This window comes from Tahibacter soli (assembly GCF_025717065.2).
GTDB lineage: Bacteria > Pseudomonadota > Gammaproteobacteria > Xanthomonadales > Rhodanobacteraceae > Tahibacter > Tahibacter soli.
In genome coordinates, this window is the sequence record NZ_JAOVZO020000018.1 from 446178 (window position 1) to 472328 (window position 26151).

Genomic DNA, 26151 nt, shown 5'->3' on the forward strand with positions numbered 1-26151 from the left:
CTACAGCCGGACCCACGCGTCCTGCCAGTTCGCGCCGGTGCCCGGCGCGTAGTGGAACGCGCTGTCGATATTGCACCACTGCCCTTCCGGGAACGGCCGGCAGCGGTAGCGCAATCCGTCGCTGCCCTTGACGATCGTCGTACCCGGCACGTAGCTGCCGATGCCCGCCGGATACACGTAATCGTAGGTGCCGCCGCCGCTCGCGCGATGCGCGATCGCGACGCTTTCGTCATCGCTGCCGCCGCTGTTGGATACGGTCACCGCGACCGTGACGGTCTGGTCCTGCGGCGGCGCGGCGAGCTGCAGCGTCGTCGTCGCCGCATTCGTCGAACTCAAGGTGCCGGTGCCCGAGACGATGCGCCAGTTGTACGTCAGCGCCGCGTTCGACGGATTGCTCGAACCGGTCGCCGACAGAGTCACGCTGCCGGCACCGGTGACGGTCGTCGCGCTCGCGCTGATCGCCGCGACCGGCGGCTGCACGCCGGTGTCGGGCGCGCGAATGTCGATCTGATGATTGAGATTGTCGGCCGACCGCGTGTAGACGCGATTGCCGCTCGCCGCACGCACCGGATCGATGTTGCCGGCGCCGTCGAGCCGCCCGACGCGCGCGCGCTGCGAACGCGCGTTGACCGCCAGCGCGAACTGGTACGGCCATTCCGCCGCGGCGCCCTGCCCGGCCGCGACGACGTGCTCGATGCGCTCGACGTCGTTGCCGGCCGCGTTGAACAGGCGCAGGGTCACGGTCGTGCCGGTCGCGAGCGCGTTCTGGCCCGTCACCGGGCCTTCGTCGACCCAGCTCGTGCTGCCGCCCGGAAAGACCACGTCTACACAGGTATAAAACGCCTCGGTGCTGTCCGAGCGCTGCCACACGTTGTAGATCACGTGCCGGCCGCGGCTTTGCGGCAGCGGACAGTTGAGCCGGTACACGCCGCCGCTCGACAGCGCGACGTTGCCGAGGCGGCAGAATTCGTACAGGTCGGCCCAGCGCAGCGGCTGGTTCGGATCCCAGCCTTCGCGCGTGACGTAGAAGATCCAGTCCTTCGTCGCGTGCGGCGCGGTGCCGCGGAACACGAATTCGAAACGCCCGTTCGCGTCGGGCGCGATCGGCGTGGCCTGCCAGTCGGCGCGGGCGAGGTCGAGGCCGCGGAACGTCGGATTGCCGCCGCCGCACAGCTTGCCGTCGGGCACGACGGCCGTGTGATTGCTGTTCGCGTTCGCCTGGTTGATGCTCATCCAGTCGTAGAACTGCTGCGTGCCGGCGGCTTGCGTCGCGGCCTTGCAGGCGGGGTCGGTCGGGTTTTCGATATTGCCCTGGGCGCACGTGTAGACACGGCTCGGCGGCGTGGTCATCGAGCCGTGCGCGAGAACGAGCGAGGGCGTCGACAGGACGAGGGCGAAGAAAAGCGGCGTAGCGCTACGCATAGCGGGTGCTCCTGTAGATGGAAGGAGAAACCCGACGAGCAGCCCTGGCTCCGATCATCGGCGCGCGGATGATGCGCACGCCGCCCGCCCCGCACAAGGAACTATTTCACCTATTGCATTGCAGCACTATTGCCGCGCGCCGCGCGGATTGCCGGGTTCGCCCGGATACGAGGCGCGATACGGATTGATGTCGAGCCCGCCGCGCCGCGTGTAGCGCGCGTACACCGCGAGCTGCCGGGGCGCGCAGCGGCGCATGACGTCCATGTAGATGCGCTCGACGCATTGTTCGTGGAAGTCGTTGTGGCGGCGGAACGAGACGAGATACCGCACGAGCCCGGCGCGGTCGATGCGCGGTCCGGCGTAGCGGATCTGCACGCTCGCCCAGTCGGGCTGGCCGGTGACCGGGCAGTTCGATTTGAGCAGGTGCGACACGAGCGCCTCGTCGACGCTCGCCGCCGCGTCGGCGACGAGGTATTCGGGCTTCGGCGGACCGTAGTCGTCGATCGCGACGTCGGCGTCGTCGACGCATTCGCCATCGAGTTCGCGCACGGCCTCGCGCGCGAACGCGTCATGCGTGGAAAGCCGCACGCCGACCGCGGCGCCGGCCGCGGCCGACAGATCCTGCGCGAGCCGCTGCGCGACGGCCGCCGTGTCGGCGAGCCGCGTCTGGGTATACGAGTTCAGATACAGCTTGAACGATTTGGATTCGACGATGTTCGGCGACGCGGCCGGCACGCGAAATTCCGCGAGCGCGACGACGGGCTTGCCGCGGGCGTCGAGCCACGACAGCTCGTACGCGTTCCACACGTCGACGCCGTGAAACGGCAGCGCGTCGGGAACGCCGATCTCGATGCGCTTGGGTGCGCGCGGAATCGGAAACAGCAGGCTCGCGTCGTATTCGTCGACATAGGCGACGGACTTGCCGAGCGCGGAGAGTTCGGGGGTGGTCATCGCGGCATTTTAGCGGCGTTTGGCGGGGGCCGGCGTGGCTTTGGCGCTGTTGCTGCGGCTGTTGATGTTGCTTCTGGCGGCAGGAAGCCGCCCGCTTCACCCGGGGCCCCATCTGCCGCGAGCAAGTGCACGGCGAAAAGGCCCGCAGGGGACGCACACGGATGTGCGTCGTCCGTCGTGGTCCATGGATGGACCATCGACGGACCCCGCCGGGCGCTTGCGGTCCCCGCAGGGCAGGATGCCCGGAGGGGCGCGGCAGCTGGGGTGGCCTTCTTTGGTTACTTTCTTCGGCCAGTCGAAGAAAGTGACTCGCCCGCCGGCAGGCGGGCGAAACGCCTTGTCGAAAGCCAAGTAAAAACTACAAAGCGACAGTCCGCAAAACAACAACAGGAAGAGCTGGATGATTCGCCGCATCCGCGGCTCACCCCTCCGGGGCCATTCGCTGCGCGAATGTTCGCTTCGGCATCCATGCCTGCGCAGTCCAGCTTACGCTGGGATGACGAGCCAAAGATAAAGAGCCCCCTCAAGCATTCACGAGCCGCATCATATTCGCCGGATACCGATCGCCCGCGACCGCCTCGCGCGGAAACACCGCGTCGATCTGCGCGAGCTCCTCCGACGACAGCGCCACGTCGAGCGCCCCGATGTTTTCGTCGAGGTACGAGCGCCGCTTCGTACCCGGAATCGGCACGAGGTGTTCGCCCTGCGCGAGCACCCACGCGAGCGCGAGCTGCGACGGCGTGCAGCCCTTCGCGCGCGCGAGTTCGCCGACGGTATCGACGAGCGCGAGGTTCTTGCCGAAGTTGTCGCCCTGGAAGCGCGGATTGTTGCGGCGGTAGTCGTCGGCGTCGAAATCCTCGATGCTGCGGATCGCGCCGGACAGGAACCCGCGGCCGAGCGGGCTGTACGGCACGAAGCCGACGCCGAGGCGTTCGCAGGTCGCGAGCACGTCGTCTTCCGGGTCGCGCGTCCACAGCGAGTATTCGCTCTGCAGCGCCGTGATCGGATGCACCGCGTGCGCGCGCTCGACGGTCTTCGCGGACGCTTCCGAAAGACCCAGCCACCGCACCTTGCCCTGTTCGACGAGCCGCGACATCGCCCCGACCGTGTCTTCGACCGGCACGTTCGGGTCGACGCGATGCTGGTAGTACAGGTCGATCGTCTCGACGCCCAGGCGCGCGAGGCTCGCATCGCACGCGCTGCGCACGTATTCGGGGCGGCCGTTCACGCCGCGCGTCGCGGGATTGTTCGGGTCGAGCTGGATGCCGAACTTCGTCGCGAGAAACGCGTCGTCGCGGCGGCCCTTGAGCGCGCGGCCGACGAGCGTCTCGTTCGTGTACGGGCCGTACATGTCGGCGGTGTCGAGAAAGTTCAGGCCGGTGTCGAGCGCATGCCGGATCGTCGCGAGCGATTCGTCGTCGTCGCGCGCGCCGTAGAACGCGCTCATGCCCATGCAGCCGAGGCCGAGCGCGGAAACCTGCGGGCCGTTCTTGCCCAGTTTGCGGTATTTCATGAGGCGGCTCCTTTGACGTCAGGTCGAAAGATTAGCCGCCCGCGAGAACCGCGCGGTAGCCGGAACGCGGTCGATTCTTGCCCGATCCTGTCGGCACGCCCGGTCGGCACACCTGCCGGTGCGGCCCGGAAAAGCGATCCCGATCAGAACGCCGCGTCGAACGTGACTTCGCCTTCGACCGCCACCTGGTACGCTGAAACGCGGCGTTCGAAGAAGTTCGTCAGTTCCTGCACGTCCTGCAGGTCCATGAACGCGAACGGATTGCGCGCGCCGTAGCGCTTGGCCATGCCGAGCTGCGCCAGGCGCTGGTCGGCGACGTATTCGAGGTACTGGCGCATGTCCTTGATCGACAATCCCGCGACGCCGCCCGACAGCACGTCCTCGGCGAAACGCTGCTCGCAGTCGATCGCCTCGTCGAGCATGCGGCCGATGTCGGCCTGCAGGCTTTCGTCGAACAGCGCCGGATCTTCCTCGCGCACGACCTTGATCACTTCGAACGCGAAGGCCATGTGGCCCGATTCGTCGCGAAACACCCAGTTCGTGCCGGACGCAAGGCCGTGCAACAGACCGCGCGAACGCAAATAGTACACATAGGCGAACGCGGCGAAGAAGAACAGGCCTTCGATGCACGCGGCGAAGCATACGAGGTTGAGCAGAAACTGGCGGCGCTGCTCGCGCGTTTCGAGACGGTCGAGCTTGTTGATCGAGTCGATCCACTTGAAGCAGAACTCGGCCTTGTGGCGGATCGCCGGAATGTTCTCGATCGCATCGAACGCCTTGGCGCGCGCTTCGGGCTCGGGCAGGTAGGTGTCGAGCAGCGTCAGGTAGAACTGCACGTGCAGCGCTTCCTCGTACAGCTGGCGCGACAGATACATGCGCGCTTCGGGCGCGTTGATGTGCTTGTACAGGTTCAGCACGAGGTTGTTCGAGACGATCGAGTCGCCGGTCGCGAAGAACGCGACGAGACGCTCGATCAGATGCCGCTCGGCCGGGCCGAACTTGTTGCGCAGATCGTTGACGTCGAGCGAAAAATCCACTTCTTCCACGGTCCACGTATTGCGAATGGCATCGCGATACATGTCGTAGAACTGCGGATAGCGCATCGGGCGCAGCGTGAGGTTGAAGCCGGGGTCGAGGAGGTTGGACATGGTGACACCTGTTTGCCTGTAGCCCTCTCCCCCGCAAGCCTGCGGGGGAGAGGGTCGGGTGAGGGGGCGGCGCCCGGCGCTTCGTTGCGATCGAGGAACGGCTCGGCGCCGCCCCCTCACCCCAACCCTCTCCCCCTGCGCAGCAGGGGAGAGGGAGTTACTTTACTGACACGCCTCGCAATACTCGGGATTCTCGAGCGAGCAGAACACCGCCGCCTGCGCTTCTTCTTGCGTCGGCGCGACCGGCGCGGGCGCCGGTGCGGCGGCCGGCGTCGCGACCGTCGTCTTGGCGATCTTCGTCGCCGGGCGCGAACGCAGGTAGTACGTCGTCTTCAGGCCCGCCTTCCACGCGTACATGTACATCGACGAGAGCTGGCCGATGTTCGGGCTTTCCATGAACAGGTTCAGCGACGCCGACTGGTCGATGTACGCGCCGCGCTCGGCCATCATGTCGATCAGCGAGCGCATCGGCACTTCCCACGCCGTGCGGTAGATTTCGCGTAAGCGCTCGGGAATTTCCGTCAGCCCCTGCACCGATCCTTCGGCGAGCTTGATGCGGTCGCGCATCTCCGGCGTCCAGTGGCCGAGCTGCTTCAATTCCTCGACGAGATACTTGTTCACCTGCAGGAAGTCGCCCGACAGCGTTTCGCGCTTGAACAGGTTCGACACCTGCGGCTCGATGCATTCGTAGCAGCCGGCGATCGACGCGATCGTCGCGGTCGGCGCGATCGCGATCAGCAGCGAATTGCGCAGGCCGGTCTCCTTGATGCGCTCGCGCAGCGCGTTCCACCGCGCCGTATCGCTCGGCGTCACGCCCCACGCGTCGAACTGCAGTTCGCCGTTCGCGCTGCGCGTGTCGGCGAACGCCGGCAGCACGCCGCGTTCGACCGCGAGTTCGCTCGACGCCACGAGCGCGTTGTAATAAATCTCCTCGGCGATGCGCGCCGACAGCTTGCGCGCCTCCATCGAATCGAACGGCAGGCGCAGTTTGAAGAACACGTCCTGCAGGCCCATGATGCCGAGGCCCACCGGGCGCCACTTGAGGTTCGCCGTGCGCGCCGTTTCGATCGGATAGAAGTTGAGGTCGATCACGCGGTCGAGCTGGCGCACCGCGACGCGCACCGTTTCGGCGAGCTTGTCGAAGTCGAAGCCGCGTTCGCCGAGGTGATGGCCGAGGTTGATCGAACCGAGGTTGCACACCGCGGTTTCGCTCTGCGACGTCACCTCGATGATCTCGGTGCACAGATTGGACAAGTGGACGACGTTGCCTTCCTTAGCGGTCTGGTTGCACGCGCGGTTGGACTTGTCCTTGAACGTCATCCAGCCGTTGCCGGTCTGCGCGAGCGAACGCATCATCCGCGCGTACAGGTCGCGCGCCTTGATCTGCTTGACCGCCATGCCGGCCGTCTCGGCCTGCTCGTACGCGGCTTCGAAGCGCGGGCCCCAGCTGTCGACGAGCTGCGGCACGCTCTTGGGATCGAACAGCGACCACAGGCCGTCCGCCTCGACGCGGCGCATGAAGAGGTCGGGAATCCAGTTCGCGAGGTTGAGGTTGTGCGTGCGGCGCGCCTCGTCGCCGGTGTTGTCGCGCAGCTCGAGGAACTCCTCGACGTCGGCATGCCACGGTTCGAGATACACGCACGCGGCGCCTTTGCGCTTGCCGCCCTGGTTGACGGCCGACACCGACGCGTCGAGCGTTTTGAGCCACGGCACGATGCCGTTCGACAGGCCGTTGGTCGACTTGATCAGCGAACCGCGCGTGCGCACGCGCGTGTACGACAGGCCGATGCCGCCGGAGAACTTCGACAGCATCGCGACGTCGGCGTAGCGCTTGTAGATCGCTTCGAGCGAATCGTCCGGCGAGTCGAGCAGGAAGCACGACGACAGCTGCTCGTGCGTCGTACCGGAATTGAACAGCGTCGGCGAGCTCGGCAGGTAGTCGAGGCTGCCCATCAGGCGATACAGCTCCAGCGCCTCGGCGACGTCTTCGGACAGCGCGCACGCGATGCGCAGGAAGAACTGCTGCGGTGTTTCGATCACCTTGCGCGTTTGCGGATGGCGCAGCAGGTAGCGGTCGTACAGCGTGCGCAGGCCGAAGTAGTCGAAGCGGCGGTCGAGGTCGGCGTCGAGCGCGCTGTTCAACTTGCGCGCGTTCGCCTGCACGAATTCGAGCAGGCGCGCGTTGATGAGGCCGAGTTCGTGGCCGCGCGCGACCGACTGCGAGAACGCGTGGATTTCCTGGCCGCCGACCTCTTTGTCGATGTACGCGGCGAGCAGGCGCGCGGCGAGGCGGCCGTATTCGGGTTCCTCGGCGGTCAGCATCGCGGCGGTGCGGATCGACAGCTCGTCGAGTTCGCGCGTCGTCGCGCCATCGTACAGGCCGGAAATCGTGCGCGTGGCGACGCGCATCGGATCGGTGGAATGCAGGCCTTCGGCCGCGCGCGTCACGGCGCGCACGATCTTGTTGAGATCGACGGGTTCGCGCTTGCCGTTGCGCTTGGTGACGGCCATCGCGCCGCTCGAATGCGGCGGCGTCAGCGCGAATTGCGGCGTGCGCGGGTCGGCGTCGCGCGTGCGTTCGCGCGTGGCGGCCTGGGTCGGGTTGGTCAGTTCGGTTGTCGTGCTCATGGCGTCCCTCCGGTGCGAGTGGGGGCACGGGCCGCCGTCCTCTCCCTGAGGACGGCGAAACGAAGGGACGACGATGCCGCGGTCAGGTGCCGCAGCATGGCCACGCCCCCTCGGGCGTGCGGAGTTTTTCGTAGGCTGCTTCCCCTACGGAAGCTCCGTAACCGTGACCGCGCGATGTGCGGCGCGCGGCTGTCGGCGGGTATCCGGGCTTGCGGGGGTTCCGCTTACCGTTGCGGGGCAGCTCCGGATTCGCACCGGAATTCCCAGGGACCACCGATATGGGGTCCGACACCGACCGACACAACATATCGGGGTTGACACGGCAGGGTCAACACAATCTGATGTGGATCGATGCACAGTTTCGAAAGACCGCGCGGCGCTTGCGTGTCAAGCGCCGCGTGCGCGAGTCGCGTTGCGCGACCCGCGCGGCGGGGCCGTGAAGCGCCGATGAAGTTGGCTATTTTTTGTTCACGGCCCGGTTTTTCGTCACGGGCTCGTCTTGTTTGCGCCGTTCAGAAAATCGACCGCGGCAGTGAGCATCGCGCGCGTGCCGACGTCGAGCGCCTTCTCGTGGAGGAAGAACTTCGGCGAATGATTCGGCGCGACGGTGGCCAGATCCTGGTCCGGCGGCACCGAGCCGACGAAGAAGTACAGGCCGGGCACTTCCTTGGCGAAGTACGAGAAATCCTCGGCGACCATGTTCGGCGGCACGTCGACGACGTTGTCCTTGCCGACGGCGCGCTCGAGGCTCGGGCGCATGCGCGCGGTCAGGGCCGGATCGTTGTAGGTCACGGGATTGACCGCGCCTTCCATCGGCACTTCCATTTCGACCTTCGCGCCCTGTCCTTCGGCCACGTTTTCGGCGACGCGCTTCAGGCGCGTCATCACCTCGTCGCGCATCGCCGCGTCGAACGTGCGGATCGTGCCTTCGAGTTCCACGCGCTCGGGAATGATGTTGTAGCGCACGCCGCCGTGGAAGATGCCGAACGACAGCACGGCCGGCAGCTTGGAGATGTCGAGCTGGCGGCTGACGATCGTCTGCGCCTGACCGACGATCGCGGCGGCCGTGACGACCGGGTCGACGCCGCGCCACGGCTGCGCGCCGTGCGTCTGCTGACCGAGCACGCTGATCTTGAAGCGGTCGGAGCCGGCGAGCAGCGGGCCCTGCCGCACGCCGATCTTGCCGGCGTGCAGCGTGTAGAACACATGCAGGCCGAACACCGCGTCGGGCTTGAACGCATCGAACACGCCTTCCTTGAGCATCAGCTTCGCGCCGCCCTCCTCGCCCGGCGGCGAGCCTTCCTCGGCCGGCTGGAACACGAACATCACCTCGCCGGGAAGCGCCTTGCGCATGCCGGCGAGCGCCGTGGCGACGCCCAGCAGCATCGCGGTATGCGAATCGTGGCCGCACGCGTGCATCACGCCGACGTCCTGGCCGGCGTACTTGCCGCGCACCTTCGACGCGAACGGCAGATCGACTTCCTCGGTGACCGGCAGCGCGTCCATATCGGCGCGGATCGCCAGCTTCGGGCCGGGCTTGCCGCCCTTCAGGATCGCCACGACGCCGGTGTGGGCGACGCCGGTCTTCACGTCCATGCCGAGCTTTTTGAGCTGCGTGGCGACGAGCTTGGCCGTGCGCGTCTCCCGGTTGCCGAGTTCGGGATGCTGATGGATGTCGCGGCGCCACGCGGTGACCTGCGGCAGCACTTTCGCGGCGGCGTCGCCGGCGGCGTCCTGGGCGTGGACCGGCATGAGGCCGGCGAGAAGAGCGATGACGAGCGCGCTGCGGAGCATGGCGAGACGGTTCCCGGCGGAAAGCGTCGATCGTAGCGAGGCGGGGCGCGGCGTGCACGCGGGGACGGTGCGACTTTGGTCGGCGGGGCAACGAACGAGCACTACGGCTTGTGCTCCAACGCCAGATAAGCCTCGCTCTGCATCTCGATCAGCCGCGACTCCGTGCGTGCGAACTCCGCGCGCAGCCTTGCGCCGTCGTACAGGTCGACGATCGGCACCGCCGCCGACAGCACGAGCTTGACGTGCCGGTCGTAGAATTCGTCCACAAGTTCAATGAATCGCCGCGCCGCGTCTTCCATCTGCGGCGTGAACTGCGGCAGGCCCGACACGATCACCGTGCCGTAGCCCTTGCCGATCTCGATGTAGTCGGCGACCGCGCGCGGGCCTTCGCACAAGTCCTCGAATGCGAACCAGACGATGTCGCGGCCGAGCTTTTCCACCGCGATCGGACGGTCGTGGATCACGATCGCCCGGTCGGGCCGCACCACGCCGTGGCCGATGCGCGCGAAGCAGTCGGCAAGCGCGCGATCCGTCGCGTGGCCGAGCGGCGTGTGATACACCCGCGCCTGCGCCAGCGTGCGCAGACGCCAGTCCTGCGTCGAGACGATCTCCACGACGCGGCAATGCTTTTCGATCAGCGCGATCGCCGGCAGAAAGCGTTCGCGCTGCAGGCCTTCGCGATACAGATTGACGGGCGGCGTGTTCGACGTGGTGACGAGGCTCACGCCGCGCTCGAACAGATGCTTGAACAGCCCGCCGAGGATCATCGCGTCGCCGATGTCGCTGACGAAGAACTCGTCGAGGCACAGCACGCGCTGGTCGCGCGCGATGTTCTCGGCGACGAGCGCGAGCGGATCTTCGACGCCCGGCAGGTCGCGCAACGCGGCCTGCACCTCGCGCATGAAGCGGTGGAAGTGGATGCGCCGCTTCTGCGCGATCGGCAGGTGCTCGAAGAACACGTCCATCAGGAACGTCTTGCCGCGACCGACGCCGCCCCACAGGTACAGCCCGACGACGGGTTCGGGCGTCGACAACTTCGCGCGCAGCCGCGCGAAAAGGCCGGCCGACTCGCGTTCGACGAGCTCGCGCGCGATGCGGTCGAACTCGACGAGCACCGAACGCTGCGCCGGGTCGTCCTGCCAGTCGCCGCGTGCGACGCCGGCGTCGTAGTGCCGGCTCGGCAGCACCGCCCCGCTCGCGCTCAAGCGGGGTCCCGCGGCGGCGGCAGGTTGTCGCGCACGCCGTTCTTGACCGCGCCGCGCAGGTCCATCAGGCGTCGGTGGAAGAAATGGCTCGTGTCGGGCATGCGCACGAGCGTCGGCGGCTTGGCCAAACTCGCGATCCACGCATACACGGCGTTCGGATCGACCACTTCGTCCGCTTCGCCCTGCACCACGAGCCACGGACACTCGGGCAGTTCGATGTCCTCGAACGCCCAGCGCCCGACCGGCGGCGCGATCTGGATCAGCTGCTTCGCGCCCAGCCGCTTCGCCGCGCGCAGCGCGATATAGCTGCCGAACGAAAAGCCGGCGAGCCACAGCGCGTCGTGCGGACGTTCGCGCCTGAGCCATTCGCCGATCGCGATCACGTCGTCGGTTTCGCCGCGGCCCTCGTCGTGTTCGCCGGCGCTCGCGCCGACGCCGCGGAAATTGAAGCGCACGGTCGCGATGCCGAGTTCGACGAGGCTGCGCGACACCATCGTGACCACCTTGTTGTGCATCGTGCCGCCTTGCAGCGGATGCGGGTGGCACACGATCGCGACGCCGGCGCGCGCATCGGCGTCGGGCAGTTCGATCGCAGCTTCGATCGCGCCGGCGCCGCCGGCGAGCGTCAGCGCGGTCGACGCGCCCGGAAAGGAAGGCTGGTTGTCGTTCATGGCGCGATTGTAGCGGGCGTCGCTACGATTCCAGGAATTTCGGAATGCCGACTTTCAGACCTTTGCCCGGCAGGGTCATGACGGTCGACGTGCCGTGCGCGACGAGCTGGCCGGCTTCGTCGTACACGCTCGCGACGGTGTAGCTGATCTGCCGGCCCGCGCGCAGACATTCGCCTTCGGCGCGCAGGCGGCCGCTGGCCACGGCCTTCAGATAGTTCAGTTTCAGATCGACGTTGACGAGGCCCGCATCTTCGTCGATGCGCAGGAAAGCGGCCCAGAACGTCGCCGTGTCGATCAGCGTCGCGAGCACGCCGCCGTGCACGATGCCGAACGGCTGCAGATGATCGCGGCGCAGGTCGAGTTCGATGCGGCAGCGGTCGAACTCGAGCGACGCGATGCGCATGCCGATCAGCGCCGGATACGGCGAGTCGTGCACGCTGTCCTGCACGGCGCGGATGTACGCGGGGTTCGGTGTCATGGCGGGCCTCTTCGACGAAACCCGCCGAGTTTACGGCGGTGCTGCGGACGCCGTCACCGGCCGCGGCAAACCGCGCGCCGCCGACCCGCAAACGAGAACCCGATCACATCCGACGGATTCGGCTGCGTATCTTTTGCGACTTTTCGTACAAAGTCTCAAAGTGCCGACGCGAATTGGAAGACAGTGCACACGATGCCGTCGTCGATTCCGGCGCTCAGGGACGCCGCCCATGGCCGCAAGGCCGCCACGCAGTACTTCCGGAGGGAAAGTCCATGCGTTTTTGTCGTCCGATTCTGGTAGTCGCCATTTCGTCCGCCGTCGCATTGCCGACCGTCGCACACGCGGCACCGTCGTTGTGGGCCGAGAATGCCGCTGAAACGAACGCCGCCGCGATCGAGCCCGGCCGCCGTTTGCTGCTCGACGTCGGCGCCCTGCGCCGCTTCGTCGATGTCGAGACCGTCAAGGGCGCGGCGCTCGCCGTGCCGCGGCCCGACGGCGGCTATGCGCAGTTCGCGCTCGAAGATTCCGGCACGATGCCGCCGGAACTCGCCGCGAAGTTTCCCGAGATCCGCAGCCTCAAAGGCATCGACGCCGACGGCAATCGTATCCGTGTGGATATTTCCCCGCTCGGCTTCCAGGCCATGGTGTTCGGCCACGACGGCGATGTGTGGGTCGTGCAGCCCGAGAATTTCGAAGCGCTGGCGGCCGAATCGTCGCGGCAGTCGCTCGACGTCGGCGTGCACGCGTACGTCAGCGTGCGCCGCGCGGACGTCGCGAGCGCCGGCTTCCGCTGCGCGGTCGGCGACGAAAAACACGATCACGCGAAGGATTTCGCCGACGCGAAGGCCGGCGCGACGATCGAGACGGTGACCGGCGGCAACCGCCGCACGATGCGCCTCGCGCTCGCGGCCACCGGCGAGTACACCGCGAAGTTCGGCGGCACCGTGGCCGGCGGCCTCGCGGCGATCACCACGGCGGTCAATCGCGTCAACCAGGTGTACGAACGCGATTTCAGCGTGCGCATGACGCTGGTGCCGAACAACAACCTGCTCGTCTATACGAATGCGTCGACCGATCCGTACACGAACAACAACGGCTCGACGATGCTCGGCCAGAACCAGACGAACGTAACGAGCGTGATCGGCTCGGCGAACTACGACATCGGTCACGTGTTCTCGACCGGCGGCGGCGGCGTGGCCGGCCTCGGGGTGATCTGCTCGAGCGGCAACAAGGCGCGCGGCGTAACGGGCTCGTCCAATCCCGTCGGCGATCCGTTCTATATCGACTACGTCGCGCACGAGATGGGCCACCAGTTCGGCGGCAACCATACGTTCAACTCGACCTCGAACAGTTGCGGCGGCGGCAATCGCAACGCCTCGACGGCGTACGAAACCGGCAGCGGCTCGACGATCATGGCGTACGCCGGCATCTGCGGCACCAACGACCTGCAGCCGAATTCCGATCCGTACTTTCACGCGAAAAGCCTCGAGGAGATCGGCGCGAAGCTCGCCGCTACCACTTGCGGCACCTCGACGGCGAATCCCAACGCCGCACCGGTGATCGCGCCGCTCGCGACGAGCTACGTGATTCCCGCCAAGACGCCGTTCGCGCTGACCGCGAGCGCGACCGACGCCGACGGCGACGCACTGACGTACGCATGGGAGCAGTACGACCTCGGCGCCGCGACGAACGTCGGCGTCGACAACGGCACGAGCCCGATCGCGCGGTCGTTCAATCCCGCCGCGAGCGGCACGCGCACGCTGCCGCGCCTGTCGAACCTGCTGGCGAACACGGCCGCGACCGGCGAAATCCTGCCGCAGGTCAACCGCACCGCGATGAAGTACCGCGTGACGGTGCGCGACGGCCACGCCGGCGGCGGCGCGACCGTCAGCGCCGACATTCCGCCGATCCGCGTCGTGCTGACGTCCGCGCCGTTCGCCGTCACGGCGCCGAACACGGCCGTGACCTGGACCGCCGGCACCGCGCAGAACGTCACCTGGAACGTCGGCGGCACGACGGCGGCGCCGATCTCGTGCGCGAACGTCGACATCGCCTTGTCGAAGGACGGCGGCAACACGTTCCCGACGGCGCTCGCGAGCAACGTCGCCAACAGCGGCACGCGCAGCGTGACCGTGCCGGCCGGCGCGACGAGCCAGGCGCGCGTGCGCGTGCAGTGCCGCGGCAACATCTTCTTCGACGTTTCCAACGCGAACTTCACGATCAACTGATCGCGTCCCCCGCTCCGCGCCGCCACGGCGGCGCGGAGTTCGGCCGCCGTCCGCACGATCCGCCTCCGTCTGGAGTCCCATGCCCGGGTCGGAGAACCGCGCTAGGCTGCGCGATCGAACCGGCGACCGGGCGCTGCCCGCGCGATCGCCGCCACGCCAGCGACGAGGACACGACCGATGCACCACCATCACCGAACGGCGCTCGCCGCCGCCCTGCTTCTGTGCGCGGCGTCGCCCGCGGCGCTCGCGCAGGGCGCGCGCGACGCCTGGACCGATCGCGCGGCGCGGCCGTCGGCGAGCGGACCGGCGCAGCCGACCGCGTACCGCAGCCTCGATCTCGATGTCGCCGCAATAACCGGATTTTTAAACAATGAGGCAATGACCGGCGCGGCGCTGTCGCTGCCGCGGCCCGAAGGCGGATTCGCCGACTTCGTGCTGGAGGACTCCGGCACGATGGATCCGCAGCTCGCGGCGAAATTCCCCGAGATCCGCAGCCTGCGCGGTCGCGACGCGAACGGCAACGCCGTGCGCGTGGACGTCTCGTCGCTCGGCTTCCAGGCGATGGTGTTCGACCGCGACGGCGGCGCGTGGGTCGTCGAGCCCGAAACGTTCGGCGGCAGCGCGTACCTGAGCTTTCGCCGCGAAGCGGTGCACGCCGGGCGCGGCTTCCAGTGCGACGTGCACGGCGACGCGGCCGAAGCCGCCGACACGCCGCCGCGCATCTGGGACGCGCCGCACCCCAACACCGTCACCGGCGCGAACCTGCGCAACATGCGCACGGTGGTCGCCGCGACCGGCGAATACACCGCGCGCTTCGGCGGCACGGTCGCCGGCGGGCAGGCCGCGATCGTCACGGCGATGAACCGCGTCAACCAGATCTACGAAGCCGACTTCAGCGTGCACATGACGCTGGTCGCGAACAACAGCCTCGTCGTCTACACCGACGCCCTGACCGATCCGTACACGAACAACAACGGCTCGACGATGCTCGGGCAGAACGTCACGAACCTCAACACCGTGATCGGCTCGGCCAACTTCGACATCGGCCACGTGTTCTCCACCGGCGGCGGCGGCGTCGCGGGCCTCGGCGTGATCTGCGGATCGAGCAAGGCGCGCGGCGTGACGGGCCTGTCCAATCCGGTCGGCGATCCGTTCTACGTCGACTACGTGGCGCACGAAATGGGCCACCAGTACGGCGGCAACCATACGTTCAACTCGACGACCGACAGCTGCGGCGGCGGCAACCGTTCGTCCGGCGCCGCCTACGAAACCGGCAGCGGCTCGACGATCATGGCGTACGCCGGCATCTGCGGCGCGAACGACCTGCAGCCCAACTCCGATCCGTACTTCCACGCGAAAAGCCTCGACGAGATCGGCGCGCGGCTCACCGCGACGACGTGCGGCACCATCACGCCGAATCCGAATGCCGCACCCGTGATCGTGCCGATGACGACGAGCTACGCGATTCCCGCGAAAACGCCGTTCGCGTTGACCGGCGCCGCGACCGACGCCGACGGCGACGCGCTGACCTACGGCTGGGAGGAATACGACCTCGGCGCGGCGACGAACGTCGGCGTCGACAACGGCACGAGCCCGATCGCGCGTTCGTTCAATCCGACGACGAATCCCACGCGCCGCATTCCGCGCCAGTCGAATCTGGTCGCGAATACGTTCGCGATCGGCGAAATCCTGCCGCAGGTCGCGCGCACCGCGATGAAGTTCCGCCTGACCGTGCGCGACAGCCACGCCGGCGGCGGCGCGACGGTCAGCGCCGACCTGCCGGCGATCCAGGTGGTCGCCACCGCCACGCCGTTCGCCGTGACCGCGCCGAACACGGCCGTGACGTGGACGTCGGGCACGGTCGAGAACGTGACGTGGGACGTCGGCGGCACGACCGCCGCCCCGATCTCGTGCGCGAACGTCGACGTCACGCTGTCGACCGACGGCGGCGCCACGTTCCCGATCGCGCTCGCGCCCGCCGCGCCGAACACCGGCAGCGCGGCGATCACGGTGCCGGCGGTCGCGAGCACGACCGCGCGCGTGCGCGTGAAGTGTTCGACCAATATCTTCTTCGACATCTCGAACGCGAACTTCACGACGGTGATCGCGCCATCGTCCGACGTGGTGTTCGCCGACGACTTCGAGACCGACGTCGCGCGCTGACGCGTCGCGTGCCCCGGCCGCGGCCGGGGCGCGCGCGGCGCGATGCTAAGCTGCCGCGATGAACATCCTCGCCCACGCGCTGCTCGGCGCGCGCAACGACGACCTCATGCTCGGCAGCGTCATGGGCGACTTCGTGCACGGACCGGTGCCGCAGGGGCTGCGGCCCGACGTCGAAGCCGGCGTGCGCCTGCATCGCGCGGTCGACGTCTACACCGACGCTCATCCGATCGTGCGCGAACTGCGCGGCACGTTCGTCGCGCCGTTCCGGCGCTACGCCGGGATCATTCTCGACATCTGGTTCGACCACCTGCTCGCGCGCGACTTTTCGCGCTACGGCGGCGAACCGATCGATGCGTTCTCCGACCGCCTGATGGGCCTGCTCGACACGCATGCCGGCGAGCTGCCCGAATCGATGCGCGGCTTCGTCGCGTACATGCGGCGCTACGGGCTACCGGCCCGCTATGCCGACCGCGCCGCGATCGCGCGCGCGTTCGCGGGCGTCGCGTCGCGGTTTGCACGCGCGAACCCGATCGCCGACGCGCTCGGCGCGATCGACGCGAATGCCGAGGTCATCGCCGACGGCTTCGCGCGGTTCTTTCCGCAGCTGCAGGTTTTCGCAGACGCGCAGGCGTAGCGCGTCGTTGCGGCGCCCGAAAACGACAACGCCGCCCGAAGGCGGCGTCGTGTTTCATTGCGTTGGTAGCGGTCGGCTTACTTGACCTGGCTCATCATCCACTCGACGGTGGCCTTGACCTGCGCGTCGTTCAGCGCCGGGTTGCCGCCGCGCGCCGGCATGATGCCGGACTTGCCGGTAAAGCCTTCGATCGCGTGCTTGAGCAGGGTTTCTTCGCCCTGCGCGATGCGGGCCGTCCACGCGCCCTTGTCGCTGAGCTTCGGCGAACCGCCGGCGCCCGACTCGTGGCAGGCGTGGCAGAGCTGGTCGTAGATGGCCTTGCCGTCCGTCGTGCCGCCGTAGGCGACCTGCGAGGCGGCGAGCTTCTTGCGCTCTTCCTCGGCCGCGAGCATCGCGGCGCGGCCGGACTCGCCGGCATACGAATCGCCGACGGGCGCGATGCGCGCATCGACGATCGCCGACGCATTCGGACTGACCGGCGCCGGGTTCTTCTGGTAGATCCAGTGCGCGACGATGATGAACACCAGCGCCATGGCGGCGAGGATGCCGATCAGCATCGAGAAGTACTTCAGGAACTTAACGTCGGTCGGGGTAATCGGGCTGCTCACGGAACACCTTTTCCTAGCGGCGGCTCGGCCGGTGCTGCGCCGGCCCAGAAAAAAGACGGGCAAGTATATCGGTCGCCCGCCCAACTAGGAAGCACGGGCCTCACGCAGGGCTGGTGCCGCGCCCCGGCCGGCGGCTATCATGCGCCCTCGCCGCGGTTCGGACCCCTCTTGAGGGCCGCCCGAACCGCCCGCGCAACGCGCCCGTAGCTCAGCTGGATAGAGTACCGCCCTCCGAAGGCGGTGGTCGGGGGTTCGAATCCCTCCGGGCGCGCCATCCGATCACGCACACGGCCGGCCGCCGGCGAGACGACCGCATCGCGGCCCGTCAACGGCGACCCGCGCCCGCTCGCCGGCGGGCACGATGCGGCAGAGTGTACAAATCCCTCCGCAGCACCTCATTCGCCATCGCTTGAATCGGCCGGCATCGGAAAGCGCTCCTGCAGCCACGCCTCCCACACCGGCTTCTCGCGATCGAGCGTCGCGGCGGCCTCGTCGCCGTACAGATAGAGATTCACCCCGACCATGCTCGGACCGCCGGGCATGCCGGCGACGCCGAGCGCCACGATGCCCGGCGCCGGCCGGTCGATGCGCAGCAGCGCGTCGTACGGGTTCTCGGTGACGTATTCCACAATGCCGCCGAACGGCGGAACGCCGGCCGGTGCCGCGAACCGCTGTCCGACGCTCGCGCCTTGCAGTCCCAGCGCCGTCGTCAGCGCTTCCCAGATCTGCGCGTCCGTGCCCTCGGCAGGGCTCCTCAACTGCGTCAGCGCGGAACGCCGGCCACGGAAATGCGCGACGTAGACGCGCAGTATCGCCAGGAAACCGGACCATCCGGATTCGGCGCCTTCGAGCTGGTCGTCCCACTCGTCGGTGCTCGCGAAAAGGCTGTGCACGATGCGAATGACGCACGTGCCGCCGGAACGCGCCTCGACGTTCCACTCGGTCGCGATCGGCGGCGCGCCGCCCCAGCCTTCTTCCTGTCGCGCGGCATACGTGCGCGGCGGATCCCAGGCCGTGACGATGCCGCGGATTTCCGAACCGGGGCCGAATTCGTACGTGACGCCGACGGGCTTGCCGTCGCGCTCCTCGAACCGCGCCGGAACGAACCACGCCGAAATGCCCGGCCCCGTCGCGATCGCTTCCCAGACTTCCTCCGGCGTGCCGGGAACCTCGAATTGCGTCTCGACGAACCGGCGTCCCGACGCTTCGTGCTTCACGCTCATGACGGCTCCTTGGACTCGGATGGCTGCGGCAGGGGATGTGCGACGACGACGAGGCGATGCGGACGGCCGCCGGGCGCCGCGTCGTCGTGATACTTCGACGCGAGTTGCGCGATGGCTTCGGTGAGTTCCCGGGTGAAGGCGGCGCGGTCGGCCGCCGAGCGGAAGCGGATCTCGGTATCCGCCGCGAGCGTGGCCAGACGTTTGTCGGCCTTTGGCGCGCGACGAACGAGGTCGCTGACTTCGCGAATGATTCGCGCGCCCAGGGCGATGAGGTAGCTCGCGGACAGCCGGTCGACTTCCCGCTTCGGATCGGCGGCGGCAGGGCCGAGCGCGTCCGGCGAAACGATATACGAGGCGGCCGTGGCGACGAGCAGCCGCTCGGTCAGCCCGCCCCATTTGCGTTCGTCCGCCAGGCGCACGAGCCCGTGCGCCTCCAGGGCGTTGAGGTGGTAGTTGACCTTCTGCCGGGCCAGACCGACCCGCGCGGCAAGCGTCGCCGCCGAAGCGGGCTCGGCCAGTTCGGACAGGATGCGGCTGCGCGTCGGCTCCAGCGCCACTGCCGCCGTGGCCGGATCGTCGATGACGTGGATATCGAGCATGGCGCGAGGCTAGCTTTGACAAAAAATATTGTCAATGCCGGATTCGAACGCGATCGCGCGACGACGAAGACCGCGCGATCGCGCGGTCTTGCCGTTCTAGTCAGTCCGACGATCCGGCCGTCGCCGCGTCGATCCGGCCGATGTAACTTACGACCGGTTGCAATGGGCAACCCGATCAGCGCGCCTGTGCCGCGCGGGGAGAAGCGCGTCATGGCGAGGCTCGTGTTCGGAATGAACCAGTCGCTGGACGGCTACGTCGATCATATGTTGTTCGCACCGAGCCCTACGCTCTTTCGCCACTTCGTCGAGGAGGCGCGGGGACAGGCCGGCAGCATTTACGGCCGCACGCTTTACGAGCTCATGCGCTATTGGGATGAAGATCGCCCCGAATGGACCGACGACCAGCGCGCGTTCGCGACCGCGTGGCGAAAGCAGCCGAAGTGGGTCGTCTCGCGCACGCTGACGTCGGTCGGGCCGAACGCCACGCTGGTTGCGGACGATGTCGAGGGCGCGATCCGCAGGCTGAAGGCCGAGCGCGACGGCGAGTTCGAAGTGGCCGGTCCGAACCTCGCGCAAAGCCTCACCGCGCTCGGGCTGATCGACGAATACCGGATCTACCTGCACCCCGTCGTGCTCGGCCAGGGCACGCCGTATTTCGCGGGGCCGCGGCCGCCGCTGCGCCTCGTGGCGCACGACCGGATCGGCGACGACGTGATCCGGTTGAAGTACGTCCCCGCCTGATCTCGCGGTTCGCCGACGGCGTGGCTACAACGCTTCCTTGAACGTCAGCGTCAGCGGTCCGACATGACTCGTCGCGCTGAACTTGAGCGCGCCGGCATCCTGCAGGCAGACGAGGAAGCCCGTCGCCTGCTGCAATGCCGTCATGTCCGCCGAACCGTGAAGTCGCGGCAGCGCGACGACGGCGAGCGAGTCGGCGGCGATCAGACGATAGACGAACTCCTGCAATGTCAGCGCGCCGACGCCGGCGATCGCCTTGTCGTACGTCTGCGGCGGAATCGTCACGGTGAGCTGGCGCTGCGGCGTGCGCTTGACGCGCCGGATCGTGCCGTCGGAGGCCTCGTTCGTCAGCGAAAGATCGACCGGCTTGATCTCGAGGTCCGCCGCCGGCCAGTCGATGACGGGCCCGGCGAACACTTCGCCGATCTGCACGGTCGAGCCGGGCACGATCGACGCCTGGCCGCTGACATTGTTGAAAATGCGAAATGCGAAATATTCGTGGGTTCTTCCCTGGCCCTGCTGCCTTGCGACCCATTGGCCGGGGCGTCCGTTCGGCATCGAGCCGAGCGAGTTCGACCACACGTACGACAACGACGACGGCGAAGTGCCCGAATACACCGCGACCAGGGTGAACTGCGGGATACCGACGAGACTGTCGATGAACCACAGCCGGCTTTCCGGCACGGCCGGCATGTAGGGCGCGGCCGGTTCGACGCGAACGATGATTTCCATGTAGTCCGACGTCGTCGCGCCGATCCACTTGATCGCGCAGCGCGTCGACGGCCGGCCGTCCGTGATGTTGCTCCCGCCGGTGAACTCGGCAGCCTGGCCGTTGCTCGCCCGAATCGAGTGCAGCACGCAGCGGTAGCGGGTGTCGCTGAACATGGTCATAGGGTTCCCCAGGCGACGATCTGCATCGTCTTGGTGTAAGGGTTGATGGTCGTGCCGACCACGGCGAGGTTCTGGCCGTTGCCGAGCCGGTGGCGCGGATACGTCACGCGGATCACGTCGCCGAACACGAGCGGCGGCGGCGACGGCGTGTCGTAGTGCACCGAGAACTCCACGAACCGCGGCAGCATCGGCGTTCTGACCTTGCCGTTGGTGTCGCTGCGGTTCGCCGAATACGGCTGCGTGACGCGCAGGATTTCGCGCTGCGCGACATCGGGATCGTCGAGCAGGCAGGGCAGCTCCGGTGCGCTCGACGCGAAGCGGTACGCCGGCGAGATGTCGGCCGGCGCGTTGCGCACGAACTGGTGCTGCGCCTTGAACTGCGTGCGCAGCGAGGCCGGCACGAGCAGGAAGTCGGTGACGAAGTCGTTGTCGTTGAAGCGCTGCCAGTTGCGCCGCGCGCCGATCGACGACGTCAGCCCCGGCGCGAGATCGTTGCGCGGCGCGACGCCGCGCGGAATGTCGCTCGCGCCGAACGCCCTGGCGATCGTCGTGGCCGTCGACGGATTGACGAGCCGGCGTACGCGGAATTTGCCTTGTGCATCCGTGAACATTGCCGCACCGTACGTGTCGAGCGGCAGGCGCAGCGCCTGCAGCACGGTGACCGGTTCGCGGATGTGCACGCCGAACTTGTAGCCGGTCGCGGCGTCGATCGCCGCGCAGTCGGCGCGCACCCACGCGCTTTCCGGCACGCCGGCGCGCGAGAAGATTTCCGACCAGTAGCGTTCGAGCGTGATGCCCTGCAGCGGCAGCGCCTGCTCGACTTCGCCGAGGCGCTCGACCTTGACGTCGTAGAAATAGACGCCCGACGCCACGCCGGTGCCGGCCGACGTGCCCGCCCCCTCCGCGGTCGTCGCGATGAACGCGAGGTTGCGCGCGGCGCCGGGCGGCACGGTGTAGGTAAACGTATACGCCGTGCCCTGCGTGCCGAACTGCGGCGCGGACAGCGGCCGACCGTGCGGCGAGATCGCGTCGCTCGGACTGCCGCGGTCCGGTCCGGTCGCCGCGAGACAGCGCACCAGCAATCCGTACTCGTTGCCGCCGATCACGCCCGACGGCTGCCCGAACGCGCGCACGAGCTTGAACTGGATGCGATACGACTTGCCCGGTTCGAGAATCGCCTGGCCGTAGCGCAGCTGCGCGCCGTAATGGCCCGCGGCCGGGTTGTAGATCTTGTTCGTCGACAGCGCCGCGACATAGTTCTGCGGCATGCCCTGGCCCGATCCGGTGCCGGTGCGCTGCAGCGAGTCGCCCGCAACCCCGGCGTACACCCAGCCGGTCGGCGCGGTCGCGCCGTTCGGCCAGTTCGTGAACGCACCCGCGCCGTTCAGCACGTCGGCGACGCCGGGAATCGTCACCTGCTGACCTTCGCTCGAGATGTCGGCGGTGAGGAGGCCCACCGGCAGGGTTTCGAGCGTCAGTCCTTGCAGGTCGTTCGTCGGAACGTATTGCGGCGGCGACGAATACTTGTCGAGCGGCGTGCCCTTGTCGCGCACGGCCGTGATGTTCGTGATCGGCGCGTCGTGCAGGCGGTAGCGCCGCGTCGCCTGGTCTTCGAGCATCGGCGCGACGTTGCGGCACGCGCCGAGCGTGATCGGCAGCGGCCGAAACGCGACGCCGGGATCGGCCCACGGCGGAAAGATGCGCCGCTGCAGCGGACGTTCGAGCGTCGACTGCATGTCCTTGAACGACACGCGCAGCTTCGATTCGCCGATGCATTTGACGTCGTCGACGACCGCGGTGAACGCCGCGTTCGCGACGTCGTACGAACCGCCCGCTTCGGCCACGACGATGCGCGCGATCTGGTCGCGCAGATCCTGCCCCGCGAGCGTGTCGTAGCGGCCGTCGGCGTTGTCGATTTCCAGCTCGCCGTAGCTCGACCCGGCGTTGCCGCCGCCCCACGGCCACACGGTGCTGCGCGTCGATACCGACATCGCGTCGGCATTGGCGATGCGCGACTCGAAGGTGACGAGCGGCAGCGCGTCGGTCGGCAGCGACGTGAAGCCGGCGCTGTTGCGCGGACACAGGTACAGCGGATCGGGCCGGCCGTTGTCGGAATACCAGCCCTCGACGAGCGCCTCGTCGAAATTGTCGGAACCGTCCTGCGGAAACGCGAACGCGTACTGTCCGAAATTGAGGTAGCAGTAGAGCGCATTGGCGGTCGCGCCCGAGATCGTGACGGCCGGATACCAGCGGTCCGCGGCGATGTTCGTCACGCGCGCATGCAGGCTGCCGTTGACGTACCACGTGCACGTCCGCGCATCGAGATCGACGAGCACGCCGATGAACGTCCTCTTCTGCACGGGCGCGGTCGCCGCTTCGAGTAAGCCGTTGCGATAGACGCCGCCGTTGCCGGCCTTGAGGCCGTAGCCGGTCGGCTGCGCGCCGACCCACTGGCCGAGCGAGTGCAGCGGCCCGACGATGCCGACGGAAACCCGGTCGAGCAGCGGGCCGTCGCCGTAGAACGCCGCTTCGAAGAACGCCTTCTTGCCGGTCGCGGCGATCGTGCCGCGGGCCAGGCGATTGATCGTCGTCGCGTTTTCTTCGTTGGTGACGACGAGGCCGCCCTGCTCGAGCGCGAGACTCGCGCCCAGGCCGTTGCGGTCGAGTGTCGCGTATACGCGTGCCATGAGAACTCCTGATGTTCGGTGCCGCGAAGCGATGAATTTTTTCTAGGAATTCATCGTTGCCGCGCTAGATCGTGACGCGGCAGACGCCGCCGGCGCCGCCGGTCTTGCCGACCGCCGCGCCGCCGCTCGCGAGCGCTCCGCGCGTGCTCGTGCCGCTGCCGATATCGAAGACGACGATCGTGCCGGACTGGCCGCCGGCGCCGCCGACGCCGGTCGTCGCGGCGCCGCCGCCGCTTTCGCCGCCGGTGCCGCCCCTGCCGCCGGATGCGTCGAGGAGATCGGCGACGGCGAAGCCGGTGCGGATCTGGAACGCAAGGTCGATGTAGCCGCCGCCCGCGCCCGACGCGCCGCCGCCGCCGCCCGCGGACGTACCGACGCCCGCGCCGCCGTTGCCGCCGTCGCCGCCTTTCGCGGCAATCGCCCCGGCTGCCGTGATCACGCTGGTACGCAGTTCGTTGCAGCGCACGTACAACACGCCGCCGCCCCCACCGCCGCCACCGCCGCCGCCGCCGGTCGCGCCGAGCGCGCCTCCGCCGGAACCGCCGGCCGAACCGCCGCAGCCGCCGCCGACCAGCGACGCGCCGGACATCGGTTCGCGCATCGGCGTGCCCAGACTTTGCGCCACCGGCGCCGGCGCGCTCGCGCCGCCGGCGCCGCCGGCGCCGGATGCGCCGGTGCCGCCGCTGCCCCCGGCGGCGCCCTGCCCGCCGTTGCCGATCAGGAGGATCGCGCCCGCGCCGCCGGCCGTGCCCGCGCCGGACCCGCCGTTCGGACCGGCGGCGCCCTGCGAACTGCCGCCGATCGTGACGCCCGAACGGCCGCCGCCGAACGTGCCGCCGGTCGAACCGCTGCCGGCGCCGCCGGTCGTGCCGCTTGCCCGCAGCGCCGCCGCCGACGCGCTGCTCAGGTCGAGCAGGTGCACGTACAGCCGGAACCCGTTCGTGAACAGCGAGGTCCCGCTCGCGAAGCTCAGACTGGACAGGTATACGTCGCGCGTGAGCGCGTACGCCGAACCGAATTTCGTCGCCCACGCATACGTGTTCGTGCCGTTGAGCACGCCCGCGCCGTCGGAGCCGTCGCCGGCGAGCGCGAGGCGCATCGCATACGACGTGGAGATGCCCAGCGCCGCCGTGCCGGCGGTCAGGTCGGCATGGCCGCCGAGCAGCGACAGTCCGCTCGCGAGCGCGAATCCCGATTCGACGAAGACGCCGTCGTCGCAGCCGAGCGCGAGCCCGGTCCTGGCGGCGGGGTCCGCGCGAAAATAGGCGTATTGATTCGACGCCAGGTCGGCGAACGCGATGCGCGTCGACGCCGAGCCGGTGGCCGGCGCGATCGTGACGTTCGCCGTCGCCGGATCGCCGCCATCGTCGCGCTGAAACGTCGCCGTGCCGAGAAAGCGCGTCGACGCGTTGAAGATCTTCGGACGCGTAAAAATGGCCATGGCTACCCCGTGATGATGATCGTGTACTGGCCCGGCGCCGGGACGGTCGCCGTCGTCACGCTGATCGTGTCGAGATCGACCATCGACCACTCGACCTCGACGATCGGCCACGGCGCCTCGCCGGACCCGTCGTAGACGACGACGCTGCGCGGCACGCCGCCGAACTGGTGCGACACCTGGAACTCGTAGCTCGACCCGTCGCCGATCTGCGCCTCGTAGATCTGGTCGATGTCCGTCACGGCGGCGATGCGGCTTCGCATCGGCGACGAGATCGCGCCGCCGAGCGAGTCGGTCATCGTCACCGTGTAGCTGTAGACGCCGCTCGCGGTCGGCGTTCCGTAGATCGTGCCGGTCAACGGACTGATCGAAAGGCCCGGCGGCAGCGCGCCGTCGCTGATCGCGTAGTTCGTCGTCGGACGCTCGGTCTCGTACAGGCGCAGCATGCCGTAGCGCGTACTCAGGCGCTGTTCGAACGGCAGGTTCACCAGGCCGTCCGACTGCGGCGGCCCTTCCCACTGCAGCGAGGGCCACAGAATCACGCTGAACGTGTGATCGGAATAGTTGCCGGCCGAGTCGGTCGCGCGCAGCGTGAACTGGTGCCGCAGCGCGACGACGTACGTGTTCGGATTCGGATCGACGATGCGGCCGGCGGTCGCGCCGCTGATGTGCAACTGTGCAAAAGGAAAAGATCCGCTCTGTACCCCGAACGTGTACGGCGGCGACCCGCCGGACACCTTCAGCTGCGCCGAGTAGGGAACGTGATACTCGGCGTCCGGCAGGTGCTTCGTTTCCCACACGATGCCGCCCTCGACGTACATCGAGTTGACGATGCTGAACGTGGTCGACTCGGCGTCGGTGACTTCGACGACGAATTCGTAGTGTCCCTGCTGCGTCGGCGTGCCGGAGATCTCGCCCGTGTCCGCGTCGAGCGACATGCCCGGCGGCAGATCGTCGTTCGGTGCCGCGTAGACGAACGGCTCGACACCGCCGTCCGGCACGATCGTCGCGGAGTACGGCTCGTTGCGCACGGGCTTTTCCGGCGACTGCGTTTTCGTCGTCAGATGCTTCTGCAGGGACACCGGTTCGCCGATGGCGACCAGCAGTACGACTTCTGCGCTCATAGCGTTTC

At 68.1% G+C, this 26151-nt stretch carries 20 protein-coding genes, 1 tRNA gene and 1 riboswitch; of the genes, 5 read left to right on the top strand and 16 right to left on the bottom strand.

Annotated elements, in window-relative coordinates; genetic code table 11:
• From OD750_RS15490 to OD750_RS15530, 9 genes are all read right to left on the bottom strand, one after another.
• A complete protein-coding gene (locus OD750_RS15490) occupies positions 1–1422 on the bottom strand; it encodes a lytic polysaccharide monooxygenase (protein ID WP_263541592.1) in 1422 nt (473 codons plus the stop codon).
• A 126-nt stretch (positions 1423–1548) separates the two neighbouring features.
• Positions 1549–2373, bottom strand: coding sequence for an NADPH-dependent 7-cyano-7-deazaguanine reductase QueF (gene queF / locus OD750_RS15495; protein WP_263541593.1), 825 nt, complete (start codon positions 2371–2373; stop codon positions 1549–1551).
• A gap of 523 nt (positions 2374–2896) precedes the next feature.
• Positions 2897–3886, bottom strand: coding sequence for an aldo/keto reductase (locus OD750_RS15500; protein WP_263541594.1), 990 nt, complete (start codon positions 3884–3886; stop codon positions 2897–2899).
• A gap of 143 nt (positions 3887–4029) precedes the next feature.
• Positions 4030–5034, bottom strand: coding sequence for a ribonucleotide-diphosphate reductase subunit beta (locus OD750_RS15505; RefSeq protein WP_263541595.1), 1005 nt, complete (start codon positions 5032–5034; stop codon positions 4030–4032).
• 162 nt (positions 5035–5196) lie between these two features.
• On the bottom strand, positions 5197–7545 hold the full coding sequence (locus tag OD750_RS15510; protein ID WP_263542105.1) for a ribonucleoside-diphosphate reductase subunit alpha: 2349 nt from the start codon (positions 7543–7545) through the stop codon (positions 5197–5199).
• A 294-nt stretch (positions 7546–7839) separates the two neighbouring features.
• Positions 7840–7973, bottom strand: a riboswitch (cobalamin riboswitch).
• Between the two features lie 175 nt (positions 7974–8148).
• Entirely contained in the window at positions 8149–9456 is a 1308-nt protein-coding gene (locus tag OD750_RS15515) for an amidohydrolase (RefSeq protein WP_263541596.1), read from the bottom strand.
• Positions 9457–9557: 101 nt separating this feature from the next.
• On the bottom strand, positions 9558–10661 hold the full coding sequence (gene zapE, locus OD750_RS15520) for a cell division protein ZapE (RefSeq protein WP_263541597.1): 1104 nt from the start codon (positions 10659–10661) through the stop codon (positions 9558–9560).
• Positions 10658–11332, bottom strand: a complete 675-nt coding sequence (locus OD750_RS15525; RefSeq protein WP_263541598.1) for an alpha/beta hydrolase — start codon at positions 11330–11332, stop codon at positions 10658–10660. The genes zapE and OD750_RS15525 overlap by 4 nt, the downstream gene beginning before the upstream one ends.
• 22 nt (positions 11333–11354) lie before the next feature.
• Entirely contained in the window at positions 11355–11810 is a 456-nt protein-coding gene (locus tag OD750_RS15530) for a PaaI family thioesterase (RefSeq protein ID WP_263541599.1), read from the bottom strand.
• A gap of 272 nt (positions 11811–12082) precedes the next feature.
• Here OD750_RS15530 and OD750_RS15535 point away from each other — a divergent pair, with 272 nt between their 5' ends.
• The 3 genes from OD750_RS15535 (at position 12083) to OD750_RS15545 (ending at position 16835) form a co-directional block, all read left to right on the top strand.
• The gene (locus OD750_RS15535; protein ID WP_263541600.1) at positions 12083–14038 is read left to right on the top strand and encodes a reprolysin-like metallopeptidase; all 1956 of its coding nucleotides are present in this window, start codon (positions 12083–12085) and stop codon (positions 14036–14038) included.
• 177 nt (positions 14039–14215) lie between these two features.
• The gene (locus OD750_RS15540; RefSeq protein WP_263541601.1) at positions 14216–16201 is read left to right on the top strand and encodes a reprolysin-like metallopeptidase; all 1986 of its coding nucleotides are present in this window, start codon (positions 14216–14218) and stop codon (positions 16199–16201) included.
• Positions 16202–16259: 58 nt separating this feature from the next.
• Positions 16260–16835: an acyl carrier protein phosphodiesterase gene (locus OD750_RS15545; RefSeq protein ID WP_263541602.1), complete on the top strand. Its 576-nt coding sequence runs from the start codon at positions 16260–16262 to the stop codon at positions 16833–16835.
• Positions 16836–16912: 77 nt separating this feature from the next.
• Here the strand turns inward: OD750_RS15545 and OD750_RS15550 are convergent, their stop codons facing one another.
• The gene (locus OD750_RS15550; protein ID WP_425508246.1) at positions 16913–17392 is read right to left on the bottom strand and encodes a c-type cytochrome; all 480 of its coding nucleotides are present in this window, start codon (positions 17390–17392) and stop codon (positions 16913–16915) included.
• A 248-nt stretch (positions 17393–17640) separates the two neighbouring features.
• Here OD750_RS15550 and OD750_RS15555 point away from each other — a divergent pair.
• Positions 17641–17717: transfer RNA gene (locus OD750_RS15555), tRNA-Arg, on the top strand.
• A 121-nt stretch (positions 17718–17838) separates the two neighbouring features.
• Here the strand turns inward: OD750_RS15555 and OD750_RS15560 are convergent.
• Together OD750_RS15560 and OD750_RS15565 are read right to left on the bottom strand one after the other, a co-directional pair.
• On the bottom strand, positions 17839–18666 hold the full coding sequence (locus OD750_RS15560) for an SRPBCC family protein (protein WP_263541603.1): 828 nt from the start codon (positions 18664–18666) through the stop codon (positions 17839–17841).
• Positions 18663–19265, bottom strand: coding sequence for a helix-turn-helix domain-containing protein (locus tag OD750_RS15565; protein ID WP_263541604.1), 603 nt, complete (start codon positions 19263–19265; stop codon positions 18663–18665). The genes OD750_RS15560 and OD750_RS15565 overlap by 4 nt, the downstream gene beginning before the upstream one ends.
• Positions 19266–19427: 162 nt before the next feature.
• Between OD750_RS15565 and OD750_RS15570 the strand changes: the two genes are divergently transcribed.
• Entirely contained in the window at positions 19428–20006 is a 579-nt protein-coding gene (locus OD750_RS15570; RefSeq protein WP_263541605.1) for a dihydrofolate reductase family protein, read from the top strand.
• Between the two features lie 24 nt (positions 20007–20030).
• Here OD750_RS15570 and OD750_RS15575 read toward each other — a convergent pair whose 3' ends face one another.
• The 4 genes from OD750_RS15575 to OD750_RS15590 form a co-directional block, all read right to left on the bottom strand.
• Positions 20031–20888: a hypothetical protein gene (locus OD750_RS15575; protein WP_263541606.1), complete on the bottom strand. Its 858-nt coding sequence runs from the start codon at positions 20886–20888 to the stop codon at positions 20031–20033.
• A 2-nt stretch (positions 20889–20890) separates the two neighbouring features.
• Positions 20891–23581 (bottom strand): SPRY domain-containing protein, encoded by a 2691-nt coding sequence (locus OD750_RS15580; RefSeq protein ID WP_263541607.1) that lies wholly within the window; start codon positions 23579–23581, stop codon positions 20891–20893.
• A gap of 64 nt (positions 23582–23645) precedes the next feature.
• Positions 23646–25022 carry a hypothetical protein gene (locus tag OD750_RS15585; protein WP_263541608.1) on the bottom strand — a complete coding sequence of 459 codons (1377 nt, stop codon included), beginning with the start codon at positions 25020–25022 and terminating at the stop codon, positions 23646–23648.
• A 2-nt stretch (positions 25023–25024) separates the two neighbouring features.
• Complete coding sequence (locus OD750_RS15590; RefSeq protein WP_263541609.1) at positions 25025–26143, bottom strand: Ig domain-containing protein; 1119 nt, start codon at positions 26141–26143, stop codon at positions 25025–25027.
• Positions 26144–26151 lie beyond the last annotated feature (8 nt).